This is a genomic window from Streptomyces sp. 549 (assembly GCF_030124175.1).
Classification (GTDB): Bacteria; Actinomycetota; Actinomycetes; order Streptomycetales; family Streptomycetaceae; genus Streptomyces.
Window position 1 is genome coordinate 59,168 of the sequence record NZ_JASKMT010000014.1, and the last position, 20,494, is coordinate 79,661.

The following is a 20,494-nucleotide window of genomic DNA, read 5'->3' on the forward strand; positions in this document are numbered from 1 at the left end:
ATGGGCTTCGCCCGCACCTGCTCGGTCGCTCTCGTCGGCGTGGAGGGCGTGCCGGTGGAGGTCCAGGCCGACCTGGAACCCGGCGTGGCGGCGTTCACCCTGGTCGGGCTGCCCGACAAGTCCCTGGTCGAGAGCCGGGACCGGGTGAGGGCGGCCGTCGTGAACTCCGGCGCCGAGTGGCCGCAGAAGAAGCTGACCGTGGGGCTCAGCCCCGCGTCCGTACCCAAGGGAGGCAGCGGCTTCGACGTCGCTGTGGCCTGCGCCGTACTCGGCGCCGCCGAGCGCATCGACCCGCGGCGGCTCGCCGACCTGATGATGATCGGCGAGTTGGGGCTCGACGGCCGGGTCCGGCCGGTCCGCGGCATCCTGCCCGCGGTGCTCGCCGCGGCCGACGCGGGGTACCGGCAGGTGGTGGTCCCTCGGCAGACAGTGCCGGAGGCCGAGCTGGTCCCCGGCGTGTCGGTACTCGGCGTGCGCACGCTCCGGCAGCTGATCGCGCTGCTCTCCGACGAGCCCGAACCGGAGGAGGACACCGCGGACGACGGCCGCCCCGATCTCACCGCGTCCGCCTACGCCGTGCCCGCCTCCGGGCTCGGCGTCTGCGGCCTGCCCGGCGCCCGACAGGTCGACCTGGCAGAGGTGGCCGGCCAGCACACCGCCCGCAGGGCACTGGAGGTGGCCGCAGCCGGGCGACACCACCTCTTCCTCAAGGGGCCGCCCGGAGCGGGTAAGACGATGCTGTCCGAGCGGCTGCCCGGTCTGTTGCCCGCGCTCTCCGGCACCGAGTCCCTGGAGGCGACCGCCGTGCACTCGGTGGCCGGGGTGCTGCCGCCCGGTGGTCCCCTGGTGTCCCGGCCGCCCTACTGCGCCCCGCACCACTCGGCGAGCATGGCCTCCCTGATCGGCGGTGGCACCGGGCTGCCCCGCCCCGGCGCGGTCTCCCTGGCACACCACGGCGTGCTCTTCATCGATGAGGCCGCCGAGTGCAGCTCCCGGGTCCTGGACGCGCTGCGGCAACCGCTTGAGTCCGGTCAGGTCGTGGTCGCTCGCGCCCAGGGCGTGATGCGCATGCCGGCCCGCATCCTGCTCGTCCTCGCCGCGAACCCGTGCCCCTGCGGTCGGCACGGCACGCCGGGCGGCGGTTGCGAGTGCCGTCCCGCGGCGGTGCGCCGCTACCGGACTCGGCTGTCCGGCCCGCTGCTGGACCGGGTCGACCTTCGGGTCACGGTCGAGCCGGTCGCCCGCGCCGAACTGCTCGCCGCCGGCCGGCCCGCCGAGTCGACCGCGGTGGTGGCCGAGCGGGTGCGAGAGGCCCGGGAGCGGTCCGCCGCCCGCTACCACGGCACCCCGTGGCTGACGAACAGCGAGGTGCCGGGCCACGAGCTGCGTACCCGCTGGCCGGTCGCCCCCGGAGCGCTGGCCGGCGCGGAGGCCGACATGGAGCGCGGCCTGCTCACCGCCCGGGGGCTGGACCGGGTGCTCCGGGTCGCCTGGACGGTCGCCGACCTCGCCGGCCGGGACCGCCCTGTCACCGAGGACGTCGAGTGGGCCCTGCAACTGCGGACGGGCATCCTGCGCGGCGCGAGCCGGACGAGCGCTCGGGTGACGGCCGGATGAGCGGTCGCGGCCCGGCTGGCGCGGGCGGGGGCGGCGAGGGCGTGTCCGGCGGGAGCGCTCGCCACGGCGGGGGCGTCCGGGGCGACGGCACGCAGGGCGGCGGCCCCGGGGACGGCGGGGCGGGGTGCGCGGAGGAGGACCGGCTGGCCCGCGCGGCACTGTGCCGGGTCGGCGAACCCGGTGAGACGGCGATCGGGCGGTGGCTCGCCACCCTCGGCCCGGGCGGGACGCTGTCGGCCCTGCTCAGCGGCCGACCGCTCCCCGGGGTGAGCGCCGAGCGCCTCATCGGGCTGCGGGCCCGGGCCCGCGCGGTCCGGCCCCAGAAGGACCTGGCGGCCCTGGCCGACGTCGGCGGGCGCTTCCTGGTACCGGGCGACCGGGAGTGGCCGGGGCAGCTGGACGATCTCGGGGAGGCTCGTCCGGTGGGCCTGTGGGTGCGTGGCCCCGCGTCGCTGCGGTTGTGCGCGCTGCGGTCTGTAGCCGTGGTGGGAGCACGTGCCTGCACCGACTACGGCGCCCACGTCGCCTCGGTACTCGGCGCGGAACTCGCCGAACACGGGTGGGCCGTGGCCTCGGGAGCCGCCTACGGAGTGGACGCCGCCGCCCACCGGGGAGCCCTAGCCGTGGACGGCGCGACGATCGCGGTGCTCGCCTGCGGAGTCGACCGGGCGTATCCGCCGGGCAACCAGGAACTGATCGCCCGCATCGCGGAGAGGGGCGTGCTGGTCGCGGAACTGCCGCCCGGCGCCCACCCCACCCGCAGTCGCTTCGTGTTGCGCAACCGTGTCATCGCCGCTCTGACCCGGGGCACGGTCGTGGTGGAGGCCCAGCTGCGAAGCGGGTCCCTGGTCACCGCCCGCCGCGCCGGTGAGCTGGGCCGGTACGTGATGGGTGTGCCCGGACCGGTGACGTCCCGGCTGTCAGCCGGCGTGCACCAGTTGCTGCGAGCCGAGGGCGTGCCGGTCGGCGGGGCGGGGGAGATCGTCGAGCTGGTCGGGGACATCGGGGAGCTGGCGCCCGGCCCGGAGGGCACCGCCGTGCCCCGCGACCTGCTGCATCCGCTCGCTGCCCGGTTGCTGGACGCGCTGCCGGCCGCCGGATCCGTGCCCGTGGGATGGCTCGCCCAGGCCGCCGGGACGGCCACCGCGGTGGCGCTGCCCCGACTCAGGGAGCTGCGCGCCCTGGGATTCGTCGAGTGCCGTGCGGACCGATGGCAACTCGCCCACTCGTCCGGCCGACACCCCAACAGGTGACAGCACGGTCCTTGACCTGGAGCGACTGAGTGAAAGGGTGAGCACATGCACACGCAACGTGATGATCCGGTTACGGAGAACGCCGTTTCCGGGTGCCCGCCGTAGCCCCGAGGTGCGTGTCGAGGAACGTATCTGCGCATCCCGTATCGGACGGTCATCGCGCAATGCGACTCGCCGATGATGCTACGCTCACAAAGTTCTTCCCGCTGACCGACGTTCCGACCACGGCAGAACGGCTCTAGGTGACGAATGCCCCAGCACACGTCCGGGTCCCGGCGCACGGCCACGGCGGTACCGCCGCAGGCCGTAGCGACGGCACGCACCACCGCCCCCAGCTCACTCCACGAGTTGTGGCGGTCGTACAAGGACACCGGTGACGAGCGACTGCGGGAGCAGCTGATCCTGCACTACTCCCCGTTGGTGAAGTACGTGGCCGGGCGGGTCAGTGTGGGTCTGCCGGCCAACGTCGAGCAGGCCGACTTCGTCTCCTCCGGTGTCTTCGGGCTGATCGACGCCATCGAGAAGTTCGACCCAGAGCGCTCGATCAAGTTCGAGACCTACGCCATCACCCGGATCCGCGGCGCCATGATCGACGAGCTGCGCGCCCTGGACTGGATCCCGCGCTCCGTCCGGCAGAAGGCCCGCGCGGTGGAACGGGCCTACGCCACCCTGGAGGCGTCGCTGCGCCGTTCCCCCTCCGAGGCGGAGGTGGCGAACGAGATGGGCATCCAGCTCGAAGAACTGCACGGCGTCTTCAGCCAGCTCTCCCTGGCCAACGTCGTCGCGCTCGAGGAGCTGCTGCACGTCGGTGGAGAGAGCGGCGACCGGCTGAGCCTCATGGACACCCTGGAGGACACCGCCGCCGACAACCCGGTGGAGATCGCCGAGGACCGTGAGCTGCGCCGGTTGCTGGCCCGTGCGGTGAACACGCTGCCCGACCGGGAGAAGACGGTGGTGACGCTCTACTACTACGAGGGCCTGACCCTGTCCGAGATCGGGCAGGTCCTGGGCGTCACCGAGAGCCGGGTCAGCCAGATCCACACCAAGTCCGTGCTCCAGTTGCGGGCCAAGCTGGCCGAGCTGGGCCGCTGAATCGTCCCTCCCGGCTCAATCGTCCCTCCCGGCTCAGGCGTGCCCCGAAGCCATGACGTGACCCCTGCGGCAGGGTCAGCAGGTCGGTCCCCACCCGTGCCGGAGACGTGTGCCGCTCCCGGCGGACTCCCCGCCGAGCGTCGCGGGCAGGCTCTATGGTGGGGGAGTGCCCAGGATTCGAGCGGCCTCGGTGGCCGAGCACCGGAACATGCAGCGCAGCGCCCTGCTGGACGCCGCTCGCTCCCTGCTGTCCGAGGGCGGAACGGAGGCACTGACCTTCCCCGCGCTCGCCGAGCGCACCGGGCTGGCGCGCTCGTCGGTGTACGAGTACTTCCGCTCCCGGGCGGCCGTCGTCGAAGAGCTGTGCGCGGCCGACTTCCCGGTCTGGGCGGCCGAGGTCGAGCGCGCCATGGCCGCGGCAGGCACCCCCGAGGCGAAGATCGAGGCCTACGTGCGCCGCCAGCTCGCGCTGGTCGGCGACCGCAGGCACCGGGCAGTGGTGGCCATCTCCGCAGGCGAGCTGGACCAGGGCGCGAGGGAGAAGATCCGTGCCGCGCACGGCGGCCTCATCGCGATGATCGTGGAGGCGCTGGAGGATCTCGGCCACGACCAGCCGCGGCTCGCCGCCATGCTGCTCCAGGGCATCGTCGACGCCGCAGTGCGCAGGATCGAACTTGGTGCGGCTGAGGAGCCCGAACGCATCACCGAGGCGGCCGTCTCCATGGCCCTGACCGGCGTCGGCGGCGCAGTCCGGTACTGAGACCCCCGCTGTCAGGAGGGTCGTCGTCTGCCGCGGTCGCAGCGGTGACCGGGTCATGGCTTCGAGCAGGACCCGCCCGGCAGGGGCGTTCGGTTCGGTGGCGCATCTTGACGAGGAGCGCAGGGCAGCCGAGGCCGGGGACGCGGTGGCTGAGGGGCACGCCTTCGTCCGGGCCGCCCAGGAGGGCAGCGCGGAGGGCGCGGAGCTGGCGACCCGGGTGACCACCGAACCTTCCCCGCTGGTAGACGGAGGGTCGGCAGATGCCGCCGCCCCTCGCCGAGGCGGAGCGGCTCGCCGGCGACGCCGGAGTGGCGGAGGCCCTGATCGGGACGACTGCGGACGGCAGCCGCGCCTGAGAACGTGTCGGCCGAGCCGCGACCGGCCGGGCGCGGGCCCGTCCGGCCTGCGCCGCCCGGATCGCCGACGCTGCGACCACCGCCACCCGAGCAGCGCTGCCGAAGGAACGAGGGCCGCCACAAGCAGGGCGGGCCGCACGGACATGACCGGTGCACCATCGGCCGACCGCCTCGCCGCGCCTGCCGAAGCCGGTACCGCGGGCCCGGCGTCCGGCCGCCCTGCGTCCGCGCTCACCGTCGCCGCCATCGCGATCGAACGGTCGGCGTCTCGCCGCGGCGGATCAGCTCGCGCCCCACCGCCCTTGGTGCCTGCCGCCCCGGCAGTCGGCTTCGCGGGCGCCGCGTGCTCTGAGGGCTCAGCGGGTGCCACGGTCGCCGCCCCGTCCTCCGACCGCACCCGCCCAGCCGTCGCCACCTCACCGGCCGGTGGCACGCCGGTGACCGGCAGCAGTACCGACGGGCCGGTCAGCAGTGCCAGCGGGTCGAGGTAGGCAGCGCCGCGCCGCAGACCCCAGTGCAGGCATCCGGCGGGCGAGCAGTGCGAGGGCTCCGCCTGGAGCACTCCGACGACCTGGCCGGCAGCGACACGTTGCCCGGCGGCGACGGTCGCGCGGACCGGCTCGTAGGTGGTGCGCAAGGGCGGGGCGCCGGTGCCGTCCAGAGCGACGGAGACCACCCCGCGACCGGCCACTACGCCCGCGAAGGACACCCGCCCGGCCGCGACCGCCCGCACCTCGGTCCCGGCCGCCGCGATCAGGTCGACACCGCGGTGCCCGGCGGCCCAGGGGGCGGAGGGCGGGTCGAAGGGCCGTGCCACCTGGGGGTCGGGCACCGGCCAGCTGAGCAGCACAAGGGCTGCGAGAGTGAGCCACATGTCCGCAGCCTGACCCGGAACTCCGCTCGAAGTGGATCTTGAGCGAAACCTGTGGACAACCGGCCGGCTGTGGACAACCGGGTGCCCCTTTCGGGTGTCGACCGGGAGTGTCGCCGGGGGCTTACGGGGTCCCGTACACTTCTGGAGGCGACCCGGCTGACCGGGTCGACTTCGCACGCCCCGCCGGCCTTCACGGACGGCCGCGTCTCTCGGTCCTCAAGAACGACCCTCACCAGGTGTTCCGCGGGCACGACGCGTCGGGGCGTCAGGAGCGGAGGCCGTCCGGCCGAAGCTGACAACCGAGCACCAAGGAGAACGGCCATGGCCGTCGTCACGATGCGGGAGCTGCTGGAAAGCGGCGTCCACTTCGGGCACCAGACCCGTCGCTGGAACCCGAAGATGAAGCGCTTCATCTTCACCGAGCGCAACGGCATTTACATCATCGACCTGCTCCAGTCGCTGTCGTACATCGACCGCGCCTACGAGTTCGTCAAGGAGACCGTCGCCCACGGCGGCTCGGTGATGTTCGTCGGTACCAAGAAGCAGGCCCAGGAGGCCATCGCCGAGCAGGCCACCCGCGTGGGCATGCCCTACGTGAACCAGCGCTGGCTCGGCGGCATGCTGACCAACTTCTCCACCGTGCACAAGCGGCTCCAGCGCCTCAAGGAGCTCGAGCTGATCGACTTCGAGGACGTGGCCGCCTCCGGCCTCACCAAGAAGGAGCTGCTGGTCCTCTCGCGCGAGAAGGCCAAGCTGGAGAAGACCCTCGGCGGCATCCGCGACATGCAGAAGGTGCCCAGCGCCGTCTGGATCGTCGACACCAAGAAGGAGCACATCGCCGTCGGTGAGGCGCGCAAGCTCCACATCCCGGTCGTCGCGATCCTCGACACCAACTGCGACCCCGACGAGGTCGACTACAAGATCCCGGGCAACGACGACGCGATCCGCTCCGTCACCCTGCTCACCCGGGTGATCGCCGACGCCGTCGCCGAGGGCCTCATCGCCCGCTCCGGCGCCGCCGAGGCGAAGGGCGGCGAGAAGTCCGCCGCCGAGCCGCTGCCGGAGTGGGAGCGCGAGCTCCTGGAGCGGGACAAGCCGGCTGCGAACGCCGAGAACGCCGAGAACGCTGAGAACGCCGAGAACAAGGCTGAGGACAAGGCCGAGGGCGTCGAGCCCAAGGCTGAGGACAAGGCTGAGGAGAAGACCGAGGGCGAGACCGCTGCGACGGCCGACGCCGCCGAGCCCAAGGCCGAGGAGGCCGCCCCCGAGGCTGCCGCCGCGACCGAGGCTCCGGCCGAGCAGGCCTGACGCACCGGCTTCTCGCCGCACGGCGTACGGCGGGGAGCGGTGCCGTGAGCACCGCCCCCGCCGTGCGTCCGCAGCACCTCCGCACCGATCCATCCTCACCGACTTCCGAGAGAGACTCACCGATCATGGCGAACTACACCGCCGCTGACGTCAAGAAGCTCCGCGAGCTGACCGGCGCCGGCATGATGGACTGCAAGAAGGCGCTCGACGAGGCCGAGGGCAACGTCGACAAGGCCGTCGAGATCCTGCGCGTCAAGGGCCAGAAGGGCGTCGCCAAGCGCGAGTCCCGCACCGCCTCCAACGGTGCCGTCGTCGCCCTGATCGCTGACGACAACACCTCCGGCGTGCTGGTCGAGCTGAAGTGCGAGACGGACTTCGTCGCCAAGGGCGACAAGTTCCAGGCCGCCGCCGCCGCGATCGCCGCGCACGTGGCCGCCACCTCGCCGGCCGACATCGACGCGCTGCTCGCCTCGGAGATCGACGGCGTCACCGTCCGCGCGTTCGTCGACGAGAAGAACGCCGAGCTGGGCGAGAAGATCGTCCTGGACCGCTTCGCGCAGTTCACCGGCGGCTTCGTGGCCACCTACCTGCACCGCACGATGCCCGACCTGCCCCCGCAGGTCGGCGTGCTGGTCGAGCTGGACAAGGCCGAGGCCGACGTCGCCAAGGACGTCGCCCAGCACATCGCCGCCTTCTCGCCGACCTTCCTCTCCCGTGAGGACGTCCCCGCCGAGACGGTGGAGAACGAGCGCCGCGTCGCCGAGGCCACCGCGAAGGAGGAGGGCAAGCCCGAGGGCGCCCTGCCGAAGATCGTGGAAGGCCGCGTCAACGGCTTCTTCAAGGAGAACTGCCTGCTCGACCAGGCCTTCGCGAAGGACAACAAGAAGAGCGTCCAGAAGGTCCTGGACGAGGCCGGTGTCACGCTGAAGCGCTTCGCCCGCTTCCGCGTCGGCGCCTGACCCCACCCCGTACGCCCCGACACGTCGGCGGCGATCCGGGCCCGCTCCCGCTAGGGTCGGGCACACGGCAGCTGGAAACGAGGAGGTCATTGCCAGAGGGAACCGCGAGGATCCGACGGCAGTGGCCTCCTTCGTCTGTGCACGAGGAGATCTTCATGAGCAGCAAGCCCACCGACACAAACACCCCGCGACGCTTTCTGCTGAAGCTCTCCGGTGAGGCGTTCTCCGGCGGCGGCGGACTCGGAGTGGACCCCGACGTCGTGCACAAGATCGCCCGGGAGATCGCCGCGGTGGTCCGCGACGGCGCCGAGATCGCCGTGGTGATCGGCGGCGGTAACTTCTTCCGCGGCGCCGAGCTCCAGCAGCGCGGCATGGACCGGGCCCGCTCGGACTACATGGGCATGCTCGGCACCGTCATGAACTGCCTCGCGCTCCAGGACTTCCTGGAGAAGGAGGGCATCGACTCCCGCGTGCAGACGGCCATCACCATGGGGCAGGTCGCCGAGCCCTACATCCCGCTGCGGGCGATCCGCCACCTGGAGAAGGGCCGTGTGGTCATCTTCGGCGCGGGCATGGGCATGCCCTACTTCTCCACCGACACCACCTCCGCCCAGCGCGCCCTGGAGATCCATGCCGAGGGCATGCTGATGGGGAAGAACGGCGTGGACGGGGTGTACGACTCCGACCCGGCGAAGAACCCCGACGCGGTGAAGTTCGACGCGCTGTCCTACGACGAGGTCATCACCCGCGATTTGAAGGTCGCCGACATGACCGCGATCACCCTGTGCCGCGACAACAAGCTCCCCATCCTGGTCTTCGAGCTGCTCGCCGAGGGCAATATCGCGCGTGCCGTGAAGGGTGAGAAGATCGGCACGCTCGTCAGCGCTCAGGACACCCGCGACTGACGCCGCACAGCAGCACCACCCGCGGCGCGACGCCGCACGAACCGCCCGGTGTGGGGATGGACAACGGCCGGGCGTTCGGACACCGTGCAGTAACCAAGGGCTTACCCGCTCATTCATCGAACCAGGAGCACGTGGTGATCGAAGAGACCCTCCTCGAAGCCGAGGAGAAGATGGAGAAGGCGGTCGTCGTCGCCAAGGAGGACTTCGCCGCGATCCGCACCGGCCGTGCGCACCCGGCGATGTTCAACAAGATCGTGGCCGACTACTACGGGGCACCGACGCCGATCAACCAGCTGGCGTCGTTCTCCGTCCCCGAGCCGCGCATGGCCGTCGTGACGCCGTTCGACAAGACGGCGCTGCGCAACATCGAGCAGGCCATCCGCGACTCCGACCTGGGCGTCAACCCGTCCAACGACGGCAGCATCATCCGGGTGAACTTCCCCGAGCTGACCCAGGAGCGCCGCAAGGAGTTCATCAAGGTCGCCAAGGCCAAGGCGGAGGACGCGAAGATCTCGATCCGCAGCGTCCGCCGCAAGGCCAAGGAAGGCATCGACAAGTCCGTCAAGGACGGCGACATCGGTGAGGACGAGGGCCGCCGCGGCGAGAAGGACCTGGACGACACCACCGCCAAGTACGTGGCCCAGGTCGACGAGCTGCTGAAGCACAAGGAAGCCGAACTGCTCGAGGTGTGAGCCGGTGAGTCGGCGGCCGGCTGCTCCCCGGCCGCCGTGCTTCCGGTCGGGGCAGCGGGGAACCCGGAGCAGGGGGTGGCGCCGGGTCCCGGCCGCGGCCCCCGGACCGTCCCCGGCCGGCGGCAGCGTGTGCCGTCCGGTCCGCAGGGCCGGGATGTGAGGGACGGTCAGTCCGCCGCGCACCCCGGTTGGTTCAGGAGTCCGTCAGGTCCGAGGGGTCTTTAGGTAAGGGCTGTAGATCAGTGAACGACTCATCCTGGGGAGCGCCCCCGAACGCCGGATTCCGGGGTCCGCCCGATCAGGAGCCCGCCGTGTCGGCGGGTCCCGCGCACCACGTCGCCGAGGCGGCGCACACTCGCCCCATGCCCATCGTGCCCGACGCCGGTGACGGCGACGACCGCGAGGACGGTCGTCGCAGCCGCGGCCCGCACTTCCGAGACGAGCAGACCTCCGTGCCCCAGCCTGCCTCCGAGCCACCCCCGAAGAAGCGGGCCGGCCGCGACCTGCGCGCGGCGATAGGGGTCGGTGTCGGCCTCGGAGCGGTCATCGTCGCCTCACTGTTCCTCGTCAAGGAGGTCTTCCTCGCGGTGGTCGCCGCCGCGGTGGTGATCGGCCTGTGGGAGCTGACGACCCGGCTCTCGCAGTGCAAGGGCATCCGTGCGCCGCTCGTACCGCTCGCCGTCGGCGGCGTGGCGATGATCGTCGCCGGATACGTCCGGGGCGCGGAGGGCGCCTGGGTGGCGATGGCGCTGACCGCTCTGGCGGTGCTGGTCTGGCGCATGACCGAGCCCCCCGACAACTACCTGCGGGACGTCACCGCCGGTATCTTCGCCGCCTTCTACGTCCCGTTCCTGGCCACGTTCGTCGCCCTGATGCTGGCGGCCGACGACGGACCGTGGCGGGTGATGACGTTCCTGGTCCTCACCGTCGTCAGTGACACCGGTGCCTACGCCGTCGGCTGGCGCTTCGGCAAGCGCAAGCTGGCCCCGCGCATCAGCCCCGGCAAGACCCGCGAGGGACTGGCCGGCGCGGTGGCGTTCGCGATGGTGGCCGGCGCGCTGTGCACGCACTTCCTGATCGACGGCGGCACCTGGTGGCAGGGCCTGCTGCTGGGCCTGGCCGTGGCGGTCAGTGCCACGCTGGGCGACCTCGGCGAGTCCATGATCAAGCGGGACCTCGGCATCAAGGACATGGGAACGATGCTGCCCGGGCACGGCGGCATCATGGACCGCCTGGACTCCCTGCTGCCCACCGCGCCCGTGGTGTGGCTGCTGCTGGTGGTCTTCGTCGGCGCCGGCTGACCCGTCAGTCACCTGCTGAGCCGCGCCCGCACGGCCCCGGTACCGCTGTCGGCGGACCGGGGCCGCGGTGTGCCGCCCGGGCGTGACCACCGTCCCATCCGTCGCGACCCGGACCTGTCCTCACCGTCTGCCACACTGGTGGAACCATGCCTAAGCCCGGAGAACTCCAATTCGTCGCGCCGCGTGGGGCCAAGAAGCCCCCGCGGCACCTTGCCGACCTCAGCCCCGCCGAACGTCGCGAGGCGGTGGCCGCGATCGGTGAGAAGCCGTTCCGGGCGAAGCAGCTGTCCCAGCACTACTTCTCCCGCTACACCCAGGACCCGGCGCAGTGGACCGACATCCCCGCCGCCTCCCGGGAGAAGCTGGCGGCGGACCTGCTGCCGGAGCTGATGAGCGTGGTGCGGCACATCTCCTGCGACGACGACACCACTCGCAAGACGCTGTGGCGCCTGCACGACGGCACGCTGGTGGAGTCGGTCCTGATGCGGTACCCGGAACGGGTCACCATGTGCATCTCCTCGCAGGCCGGGTGCGGCATGAACTGCCCGTTCTGCGCTACGGGCCAGGCCGGGCTGGACCGCAACCTGACCACGGCCGAGATCGTGCACCAGATCGTGGACGGCATGCGGGCGCTGCGCGACGGCGAGGTGCCCGGCGGCCCGGCGCGGCTGTCGAACATCGTCTTCATGGGCATGGGCGAGCCGCTGGCCAACTACAACCGGGTGCTGGGCGCCATCCGCCGCCTCACCGACCCGGAGCCGGACGGCCTGGGCCTGTCGCAGCGCGGCATCACCGTCTCCACGGTCGGGCTGGTGCCTGCGATGCTGCGGCTGGCCGACGAGGGGCTCAAGTGCCGGCTCGCGGTGTCGCTGCACGCTCCGGACGACGAACTGCGCGACACCCTGGTGCCGGTCAACACCCGCTGGAAGGTGCGCGAGGTGCTGGACGCGGCCTGGGAGTACGCGGAGAGGTCCGGCCGCCGGGTGTCGATCGAGTACGCGCTGATCCGCGACATCAACGACCAGGCGTGGCGGGCCGACCTGCTGGGCCGGCTGCTCAAGAACAAGCGCGTGCACGTCAACCTGATCCCGCTGAACCCCACCCCGGGCTCGAAGTGGACCGCCTCCCGGCCGGAGGACGAGCGGGAGTTCGTACGGACGCTGGAGCGCCACGGCGTCCCGGTCACCGTCCGTGACACCCGGGGCCAGGAGATCGACGGTGCGTGCGGCCAGCTGGCCGCGACCGAGCGCTGAGACCGGCTGGTATCGTTCGAAAGAAGATCCGACAACCGCATACCGTCCGTATGCATCCGACAGGGGAGCGCGAGCAGCGCTGAGAGTGCGGCAAGCGTGGCTGAGCCACGCAGGGGCCGCAGACCCTCGAACCTCGCCCAGGTCATGCTGGGTAGGAAGTTCGGCACTACTCTCATGCTGCCTTCGTGCGCCCGTACGCGAAAGCAGCTCGATGAAGCGCACCACAGCCACCGCCCTCGTATCCGCCCTCGCCGTCTCCTCGCTCGCCGCATGCGGCGGCAGCGACGACACGGACGGCGGCAAGCCGTCCAAGACGGTCACCCTGGTCTCGCACGACTCCTTCGCCGCGTCCAAGGACGTGCTGAAGGAGTTCACCCGCGAGAGCGGCTACGAGGTGAAGGTGCTGCGCGGGGGAGACGCGGGCACCACCGTCAACCAGGCGATCCTCAGCAAGGGCAACCCGCAGGGCGACGTGCTGTTCGGCATCGACAACACGATGCTCTCCAAGGCGCTCGACGCGGACCTGTTCACGCCGCACGAGGCGGAGGGCCTGTCGCAGGTCCCCGAGGGCGTGCAGCTCGACGCGGACCGCAACCGGGTCACCCCGGTCGACACCGGCGACGTGTGCGTCAACTACGACCGGGCCTACTTCGCCGAGAAGAAGCTGGACCCGCCGCAGACCCTCGACGACCTCGCCGACCCCCGCTACAAGGATCTGCTGGTGGTGCAGAACGCCGCCACCTCCTCACCGGGCCTGGCGTTCCTGCTGGCCACCGTCGGTGCGTACGGCGAGGACGGCTGGGCGGACTACTGGAAGAAGCTCAAGGCCAACGGCGTGGAGATGGTCGACGGCTGGGAGCAGGCCTACAACGACCACTTCACCGGCTCCGCCTCGGGCCGCAAGAAGGGCGACCGGCCGCTGGTGGTGTCCTACGCCTCCAGCCCGCCCGTCGAGGTGGTCTACGGCGACGACCAGGAGCCCGAGCAGGCCCCGACCGGCGTGTCCACCGGCACCTGCTTCCGGCAGGTCGAGTTCGCCGGTCTGCTCGACGGCGCGAAGAACCCCGAGGGCGGCAAGGCACTGCTGGACTTCCTGCTGAGCCGCGCCTTCCAGGAGGACATGCCGCTCAACATGTTCGTCAACCCGGTGCGGGACGACGCCGAACTGCCGGAGGTGTTCACCCGGTACGGCGAGCGCATCGAGGACCCGCACAGCGTGTCCCCGGCGAAGATCGCCGACAACCGGGAGCAGTGGGTCAAGCAGTGGTCCTCGCTTCTGAAGTAGACCCGGCGCTGCCGCCGGGGCCGACCCGACCGCCCGCCGCGGGCAGACGGTCCGCCTCGGCGCGGGCCGCCCGGCGCAGCACCGCCGTCCGCCTCGGACTGCTGGTGGTGCCGCTGGCGTTCTTCGCCCTCTTCTTCGGCTACCCCGTCTCGGCGATCGTCGGGCGCGGCCTGTTCGAGGACGGCCGCTGGCACCCGGCGCGCTTCGCCGAGGTGCTGTCCACCCCCGACACGGCCGGCATCATCTGGTTCACGCTCTGGCAGGCCGCCGCGTCCACCCTGCTGACGCTGCTCATCGCACTGCCCGGGGCGTACGTCTTCGCCCGGTTCGAGTTCCCCGGCAAGCAGCTGCTGCGGGCCGTCGTCACCGTGCCCTTCGTGCTGCCGACGGTGGTGGTCGGCTCGGCGTTCCTCGGCCTGCTCGGGCGCGGCGGCCTGCTCGACGACCTGTGGGGCGTGCGCCTGGACAGCGGGGTGTGGGCGATCCTGCTGGCCCACGTCTTCTTCAACTACGCCGTCGTGGTGCGGACCGTCGGCGGCCTGTGGTCGCAGCTCGACCCCCGGCAGGAGGAGGCCGCCCAGGTGCTGGGTGCGGGCCGTTTCGCCGCGTGGCGGCGGGTGACGCTGCCCGCGCTCGCCCCGGCGGTGGCCGCCGCCGCACTGATGGTCTTCCTCTTCACGTTCACCTCCTTCGGCGTGGTGCAGATCCTGGGCGGCGCCCGGTACGCCACGCTCGAAGTCGAGATCTACCGGCAGACGGCCCAGTTCCTGGACCTGCCGACGGCCGCGGTGCTCACCCTGCTGCAGTTCGCGGCCGTCGCGGCGCTGCTGGGCGTGCACGCCTGGACGGTGCGCCGGCGGGAGAGCGCGCTGCGGCTGGTCGGGTCGGCCGGCGCTGCCCGCCGGCCGCGCGGCCGTGCGCAGTGGGCGCTGCTGTGGTCGCAGCTGGCCGTGATCGCCGTGCTGCTGGTACTGCCCCTGGTGGTGCTGGTGGAGCGCTCGCTTGCCGGGCCGGACGGCTACGGCCTCGCCTTCTACCGGGCGCTGCGCTCCCCGCCGGACGCGACCAGCACCTTCGTGGTGCCGCCGGTCACCGCGGTGGCCAACTCCCTCGGTTACGCGGCGGTCGCCACCGTCATCGCGCTGGTGGTCGGCGGACTGGCCGCCGCCGCGCTGGCCCGGCGCGGCGGCGGTTTCTTCCGGGGGTTCGACGCCCTGCTGATGCTGCCGCTGGGCACCTCCGCGGTGACGGTCGGCTTCGGTTTCCTCATCGCGCTGGACGCGCCGCCGCTGGACCTGCGGTCGTCGTGGATTCTGGTGCCGCTGGCCCAGGCCCTGGTGGGCGTGCCGTTCGTGGTCCGCACGATGCTGCCGGTGCTGCGGGCCGTGGACGACCGGCTGCGGGAGGCCGCCACCGTGCTGGGCGCCTCACCGCTGCGGGCCTGGCGCGAGGTGGATCTGCCGCTGGTGCGCCGGGCGCTGCTGGTGGCGGCGGGCTTCGCGTTCGCGGTGTCGCTGGGCGAGTTCGGAGCGACGGTGTTCATCGCCCGCGCCGACTCGCCGACGCTGCCGGTCGCCGTGGAGCGCCTGCTGGGCCGGGCCGGCGAGCTGAACTACGGGCAGGCCATGGCGTTGAGCACGGTGCTCATGGTGGTCTGCGCCGTCACCCTGCTGGCGCTGGAGCGCCTGCGCACCGACCGTTCGGGAGAGTTCTGACCATGGCGTCCCTGCTGCTGGAGGCCGTCACCGTGCGGTTCGGAGACCGCGCGGTGCTGGACGGGGTGGACCTGGACGTCGGCGAGGGGCAGATCGTCTGCGTGCTCGGCCCGAGCGGCAGCGGCAAGTCGACCCTGCTGCGGGTGGTGGCCGGCCTCCAGACGCCGGACGCCGGGCGGGTGCTGCTCGCCGGGCGGGACCAGCACGACGTGCCGGCGCACCGGCGCGGGCTGGGCCTGATGTTCCAGGACCACCAGTTGTTCCCGCAGCGCGACGTGGGCGGCAACGTCGCCTTCGGGCTGCGCATGCGGGGAGTGGACCGCGGGCGGCGGGACAAGCAGGTGGCGGCGCTGCTCGACATGGTCGGGCTGCCCGGCGCGGAGCGCCGCGCGGTGGCCTCGCTGTCCGGCGGCGAGCAGCAGCGGGTCGCGCTGGCGCGGGCGCTGGCGCCCGAGCCGGGACTGCTGATGCTCGACGAGCCGCTCGGCCAGCTCGACCGGCACCTGCGGGAGCGCCTGGTGGTCGAGCTGCGGCAGCTGTTCGGCCGGCTCGGCACGACCGTGCTGGCCGTGACCCACGACCAGGGTGAGGCGTTCGCGCTCGCCGACCGGGTGGTGGTGATGCGGGACGGCCGCATCGCGCAGAGCGGCAGCCCGCTGGAGGTGTGGCAGCGGCCCGCCGACGCCTTCGTGGCCCGGTTCCTCGGCTTCGACAACGTGGTCCCGGCCACCGTGGAGGGCGGCTGGGCCGACACGGCGTGGGGCCGGGTGCCCGTGCCGGAGCACACCGCGGACGGCCCCTGCGACCTGCTGGTGCGTCCGGCGGGCGTGCGGCTGGCAGCTGCCGGGGAGATGGGACTTCCGTGTACCGTGCAGGCCCGCACGTTCCGGGGCGACCACGTGACGCTGCTGCTCCAGCCTACGAGCGGGCCCGCGCTGGAGGCGGCGTGCCCGCTGCGGCACGCCCCCGACAACGGCAGAGACGTGGCCGTCACCTTCGACGCGGCCGAGGTCGTCCGGCTGGGCGGCCGCACGGCCTGACCCGGACCGTACGGTCCGTTCGAATCCCCGGACGGGACCGCATCGCGGCCGGTCAGGCGGTCAGCGGTCAGCGGTCACACGGCGAGGGCCAGCCGCTCAGACGCTCAGCGGCAGGGCGATCAGCCGGGCCACTACCCAGGTCAGCGGGGCGAGCACCGTCACCAGCGCTCCGGCCCGCCACCAGCGCACGCCGTGCCGGGCCGCACGCGGTGCACCCAGCCGGTCGAGCACGGCGTGCGCCGGAGCCCGGCCGGAGCGGGCCTCGGCGGCGGCGTGCAGGGCGGTGCCGATGGCGCAGGCCAGGACGACGGACGCGCCCAGCACGGTGAGCACGCCGAACGGGCGGACCGCGCCGTGGAGCGTCACCACGGCGATCGCACCGCAGGCCACCGCGGCGAGCACCCCCACCGGCCGGCCGACCGTGCGGGCCTCCTCCTGGAGGCCGCGCCCGGCGAGCAGCCGGGCGGCCCCGGGCCGGCCCGCGGCGAGCAGCCGCCCGGTGAGGTGGACAAGCCCGGGACCGGCGAGCACCAGTCCGGCGGCGACCAGCAGCCACCCGGCCACCACGCCCGGTGCGGGTGCTCCGCCGCCGGGGGGCGGCAGCTGGTCGGCGCCGCGGTGGCCGGTGTAGGCCTCCAGCGCCAGGCCGAGGGCGACCAGCGCGGCGCCCCACGGCAGTTCGGCGGGTGCGGGTGCGGGTGCCGGGCCTGGTGTGGTGCCGTCCGCGCCGGGGGCGGCGGTCCGTGCCCGCCGCCGCAGCGCGAGAGCACTGGCCGTGGCGGCGACCGCGGGCAGCACCAGCAGCAGGGTGAGGGCCGCGGGCACCGGCAGCGGCCGGTCGGCGGCGACCAGGTCCGCCGCTTGGCCGTCGAACGGCAGGCCGGTGACGTCGCCGCGCAGGTGCAGGAAGACCAGCAGGGCCAGCGCACTGCCCAGCAGGCAGGACACGGCGGTGGAGATCGCGGCGAGTACCGGCAGCCCGGCCGGGCCGAGGCCGACGGCGTCCAGCCCGGACCGGGAGTCGCCGCCGGGCACCGCCCTGGCCACCGCCACGGCGAGTTGGGTGGTCGCCGCCAGCGGCAGCAGGCACCACAGCAGCCGGGTGGCGGCGGCGCCCGGCTCACCGGGGTGGGACAGCGCGAAGCCCAGCGCGCACAGCAGCAGGAAGCCGGTGACGCCTGCGACCGCGGCGACTGCGAGCCGCTGCAGCAGCGCGGTGCGCTGCGCGCCGCGGATCAGGCGGAGAGCGAGCATGCCGACCGGTCCTCGGTTCCGGGCGCGGCGCCGGGCGCGTCGGCGCCACGGCCGTCGACCAGGGTGACGGTGCGGTCCGCCGGGGGCACGTTCGCCGGGCCGCTGCCGCCGACCGGCCGCTCGGGTGCGGTGAGGACCACCGCGATGCCGTGCGAGCGGGCCGCGCTGGTGAGGGTGCGCAGCACCTGGGCCCGGTCGTCGCTGTGCAGGGGCGCGGTGGGTTCGTCGGCGAGCACGACGCTCGGCTTGTGGACCAGGGCGCGGGCGACGGCGACGCGCTGCCGGACGGCCTGGGGGAGGTCGGCGGGGCGGCGGCGGGCGCAGTCGCCGATGTCGAGGCGGTCCAGCCACTCCACCGCCCGTGCACGGGCGGCCCGGTGCCCGGTGCCGGCCAGCAGCAGCGGCAGGGCCGCGTTCTCCCAGGCGGTCAGCTCGGGCAGCAGTTCGGGGCTGCTGCCGATCCAGCCGAAGCGTTCCAGGCGCAGCTGCTCGCGGGCGGACGGCGGCAGGGTGTGCAGCGGCATGCCGTCGAAGCAGACCTCGCCGGTGTCGGGGAGCAGCCGGCCGCTGAGGCAGCCGAGCAGGGTGCTCTTGCCGGCCCCGCGCGGTCCTGTGACCTCGACGATCTCCCCGGGGCGCACGCAGAGCGAGAAGCCAAGCAGCGCGGGGGAGCCGTCGTGGGCGTAGTGCAGCGCGCGTGCGGTGAGCACGCCGTTCTCGGGTGGAGCCTGCTGCGCGGACATCTGCGCTCACCTCCGGCTTGGGCCCCGGTTGGTGAGTGGCGAGTGCCCGGGACTTCCGGTCACACACCGTACGCAGCGGGCCGCCCGCGACCCGGAAGCCGGGCGCGGGCGGCGCGCAGGTTGCTCCGATCGGGTGGCCGGGCCGTCACGGGGACGGCTGCCTCCCGCGCTCGGGGCGGTCGCAGGTCGCGACGGGCGTCAGAGCTTGGTGTACGCCTCGGACAACACCCCGCGCAGGATCTGCTCGATCTCGTCGAACGTCGACTGGTCGGAGATCAGCGGCGGCGCGAGCTGCACCACCGGGTCGCCGCGGTCGTCGGCGCGGCAGTAGAGGCCGTTGTCGAAGAGCGCCTTGGAGAGGAAGCCGTACAGGACGCGCTCGGTCTCCTCGTCGTTGAACGTCTCCTTGGTGTGCTTGTCCTTCACCAGCTCGATGCCGTAGAAGAAGCCGTTGCCGCGCACGTCGCCGACGATCGGCAGGTCGTGCAGCTTCTCCAGGGTCCCGCGGAACGCGTCCTCGTTGTCCAGGACGTGCTGGTTGAGCTTCTCCCGGTCGAAGATGTCCAGGTTGGCCATGGCGACCGCCGCGGACACCGGGTGGCCGCCGAAGGTGTAGCCGTGCAGGAAGGTGTTGTCGCCCTGGTAGAAGGGCTCGGCGACGCGGTCGGAGATGATCGCGGCGCCGATGGGGGAGTAGCCGGAGGTCATGCCCTTGGCGCAGGTGATGATGTCGGGCACGTAGCCGAACTTGTCGCAGGCGAAGACGGTGCCGAGGCGGCCGAAGGCGCAGATGACCTCGTCGGAGACGAGCAGCACGCCGTGCCGGTCGCAGATCTCGCGGACCCGCTGGAAGTAGCCGGGGGGCGGCGGGAAGCAGCCGCCGGCGTTCTGCACCGGCTCCAGGAAGACCGCGGCGACCGTCTCGGGGCCCTCGAAAAGGATCTCCTGCTCGATCTGGTCGGCGGCCCAGCGGCCGAACGCCTCGGGGTCGTCGCCGTGGATCGGGGCGCGGTAGATGTTGGTGTTGGGCACCTTGTGCGCGCCGGGGACCAGCGGCTCGAAGGGCGCCTTGAGCGCGGGCAGGCCGGTGATGGACAGCGCGCCCTGCGGGGTGCCGTGGTAGGCGACGGCCCGCGAGATCACCTTGTACTTGCCGGGGTTGCCGGTGAGCTTGTGGTACTGCTTGGCCAGCTTCCACGCGGTCTCGACCGCCTCGCCGCCGCCGGTGGTGAAGAAGACCTTGTTGAGGTCGCCCGGCGCGTGGTTGGCCAGCCGCTCGGCCAGTTCCACCGCCTTGGGGTGGGCGTAGGACCAGATCGGGAAGAACGCGAGGTCCTTGGCCTGCTTGGCTGCGGCCTCGGCCAGCTCGGTGCGGCCGTGGCCGGCCTGCACGACGAAGAGGCCGGCCAGGCCGTCCAGGTAGCGCTTTCCCTTGTCGTCGTAGATGTAGGTGCCCTCACCGCGCACGATGGTCGGCACGGGGGCGTCCGCGTACGACGACATACGGGTGAAGTGCATCCACAGGTGGTCGTACGCGGTTCGGGAGAGGTCGCTGCTTGTCACGGTTATCGGGTTCCCCAGGTGTAGGTCTGCTTGCGCAGCTTGAGGTAGACGAAGCTCTCGGTGGACCGCACGCCCGGAAGCGTCCTGATCCGCTTGTTGATCATTTCGAGGAGGTGCTCGTCGTCCTCGCAGACGATCTCCACGATGAGGTCGAAGGACCCCGCCGTGACGACGACGTAGTCCACCTCCTCGAGGTGGGAGAGAGCCTCGGCCACCGGCTCGACGTCCCCCTCGACGTTGATGCCGACCATCGCCTGCCGCATGAAGCCCACGGTGAGCGGGTCGGTGACGGCCACGATCTGCATCGCGCCCTGGTCGAGGAGCTTCTGGACGCGCTGCCGCACGGCCGCCTCGGACAGGCCGACGGCCTTGCCGATGGCGGCGTACGGGCGGCGCCCGTCCTCCTGGAGCTGTTCAATGATCGCCAGGGAGACGGCGTCGATCGACGAGTTGCCGTTAGCTTTCTTGGAGTCACGAGCCACGTCGACACTGTGCATGAGGACTCCTCCGTCGCGCAACCCTTG

16 protein-coding genes and 2 pseudogenes are annotated in these 20,494 nt (G+C 72.5%); 13 read left to right on the top strand and 5 right to left on the bottom strand.

Going from position 1 to position 20,494, the window contains the following annotated elements; translation table 11 throughout:
* The 4 genes from QNO07_RS17100 (at position 1) to QNO07_RS17115 (ending at position 4,722) form a co-directional block, all read left to right on the top strand.
* Positions 1 to 1,617 (top strand): YifB family Mg chelatase-like AAA ATPase, encoded by a 1,617-nt coding sequence (locus QNO07_RS17100; protein ID WP_283992919.1) that lies wholly within the window; start codon positions 1 to 3, stop codon positions 1,615 to 1,617.
* Positions 1,614 to 2,870: a DNA-processing protein DprA gene (gene dprA / locus QNO07_RS17105; protein ID WP_283992920.1), complete on the top strand. Its 1,257-nt coding sequence runs from the start codon at positions 1,614 to 1,616 to the stop codon at positions 2,868 to 2,870. The genes QNO07_RS17100 and dprA overlap by 4 nt, the downstream gene beginning before the upstream one ends.
* Positions 2,871 to 3,119: 249 nt before the next feature.
* Positions 3,120 to 3,962 (top strand): RNA polymerase sigma factor WhiG, encoded by an 843-nt coding sequence (whiG, locus tag QNO07_RS17110; protein ID WP_283992922.1) that lies wholly within the window; start codon positions 3,120 to 3,122, stop codon positions 3,960 to 3,962.
* Positions 3,963 to 4,152: 190 nt separating this feature from the next.
* Positions 4,153 to 4,722, top strand: a complete 570-nt coding sequence (locus QNO07_RS17115) for a TetR/AcrR family transcriptional regulator (RefSeq protein WP_283992997.1) — start codon at positions 4,153 to 4,155, stop codon at positions 4,720 to 4,722.
* Between the two features lie 894 nt (positions 4,723 to 5,616).
* Here QNO07_RS17115 and QNO07_RS17120 read toward each other — a convergent pair.
* Positions 5,617 to 5,952, bottom strand: a pseudogene (locus QNO07_RS17120) (peptidoglycan DD-metalloendopeptidase family protein); the annotation flags it as partial.
* Positions 5,953 to 6,273: 321 nt separating this feature from the next.
* Here QNO07_RS17120 and rpsB point away from each other — a divergent pair.
* From rpsB to QNO07_RS17165, 9 genes are all read left to right on the top strand, one after another.
* On the top strand, positions 6,274 to 7,260 hold the full coding sequence (gene rpsB / locus QNO07_RS17125; RefSeq protein ID WP_283992923.1) for a 30S ribosomal protein S2: 987 nt from the start codon (positions 6,274 to 6,276) through the stop codon (positions 7,258 to 7,260).
* Between the two features lie 125 nt (positions 7,261 to 7,385).
* Entirely contained in the window at positions 7,386 to 8,219 is an 834-nt protein-coding gene (gene tsf / locus QNO07_RS17130; RefSeq protein ID WP_283992925.1) for a translation elongation factor Ts, read from the top strand.
* Positions 8,220 to 8,374: 155 nt separating this feature from the next.
* Complete coding sequence (gene pyrH / locus QNO07_RS17135; protein WP_283992927.1) at positions 8,375 to 9,124, top strand: UMP kinase; 750 nt, start codon at positions 8,375 to 8,377, stop codon at positions 9,122 to 9,124.
* A 134-nt stretch (positions 9,125 to 9,258) separates the two neighbouring features.
* Positions 9,259 to 9,816 carry a ribosome recycling factor gene (gene frr / locus QNO07_RS17140; RefSeq protein WP_283992928.1) on the top strand — a complete coding sequence of 186 codons (558 nt, stop codon included), beginning with the start codon at positions 9,259 to 9,261 and terminating at the stop codon, positions 9,814 to 9,816.
* 242 nt (positions 9,817 to 10,058) lie between these two features.
* Positions 10,059 to 11,117 carry a phosphatidate cytidylyltransferase gene (locus tag QNO07_RS17145; protein ID WP_283992929.1) on the top strand — a complete coding sequence of 353 codons (1,059 nt, stop codon included), beginning with the start codon at positions 10,059 to 10,061 and terminating at the stop codon, positions 11,115 to 11,117.
* A gap of 146 nt (positions 11,118 to 11,263) precedes the next feature.
* Positions 11,264 to 12,370, top strand: a complete 1,107-nt coding sequence (gene rlmN / locus QNO07_RS17150) for a dual-specificity RNA methyltransferase RlmN (protein WP_283992931.1) — start codon at positions 11,264 to 11,266, stop codon at positions 12,368 to 12,370.
* Positions 12,371 to 12,581: 211 nt separating this feature from the next.
* Complete coding sequence (locus QNO07_RS17155; protein WP_283992932.1) at positions 12,582 to 13,655, top strand: thiamine ABC transporter substrate-binding protein; 1,074 nt, start codon at positions 12,582 to 12,584, stop codon at positions 13,653 to 13,655.
* A 104-nt stretch (positions 13,656 to 13,759) separates the two neighbouring features.
* Positions 13,760 to 15,370 (top strand): ABC transporter permease, encoded by a 1,611-nt coding sequence (locus QNO07_RS17160; protein WP_502961869.1) that lies wholly within the window; start codon positions 13,760 to 13,762, stop codon positions 15,368 to 15,370.
* 2 nt (positions 15,371 to 15,372) lie between these two features.
* Positions 15,373 to 16,410, top strand: coding sequence for an ABC transporter ATP-binding protein (locus tag QNO07_RS17165; protein WP_283992933.1), 1,038 nt, complete (start codon positions 15,373 to 15,375; stop codon positions 16,408 to 16,410).
* 96 nt (positions 16,411 to 16,506) lie between these two features.
* Here the strand turns inward: QNO07_RS17165 and QNO07_RS17170 are convergent, their stop codons facing one another.
* From QNO07_RS17170 to QNO07_RS17185, 4 genes and pseudogenes are all read right to left on the bottom strand, one after another.
* Entirely contained in the window at positions 16,507 to 17,664 is a 1,158-nt protein-coding gene (locus QNO07_RS17170; protein ID WP_283992934.1) for a hypothetical protein, read from the bottom strand.
* Positions 17,646 to 18,314 (bottom strand): annotated as a pseudogene (locus QNO07_RS17175) (ABC transporter ATP-binding protein); the annotation flags it as partial. The gene QNO07_RS17170 and the pseudogene QNO07_RS17175, both read right to left, overlap by 19 nt.
* 291 nt (positions 18,315 to 18,605) lie before the next feature.
* Positions 18,606 to 19,988: an aspartate aminotransferase family protein gene (locus QNO07_RS17180; RefSeq protein ID WP_283992999.1), complete on the bottom strand. Its 1,383-nt coding sequence runs from the start codon at positions 19,986 to 19,988 to the stop codon at positions 18,606 to 18,608.
* A complete protein-coding gene (locus tag QNO07_RS17185; protein WP_283992936.1) occupies positions 19,973 to 20,467 on the bottom strand; it encodes an Lrp/AsnC family transcriptional regulator in 495 nt (164 codons plus the stop codon). The genes QNO07_RS17180 and QNO07_RS17185 overlap by 16 nt, the downstream gene beginning before the upstream one ends.
* Between the last annotated feature and the right edge of the window lie 27 nt (positions 20,468 to 20,494).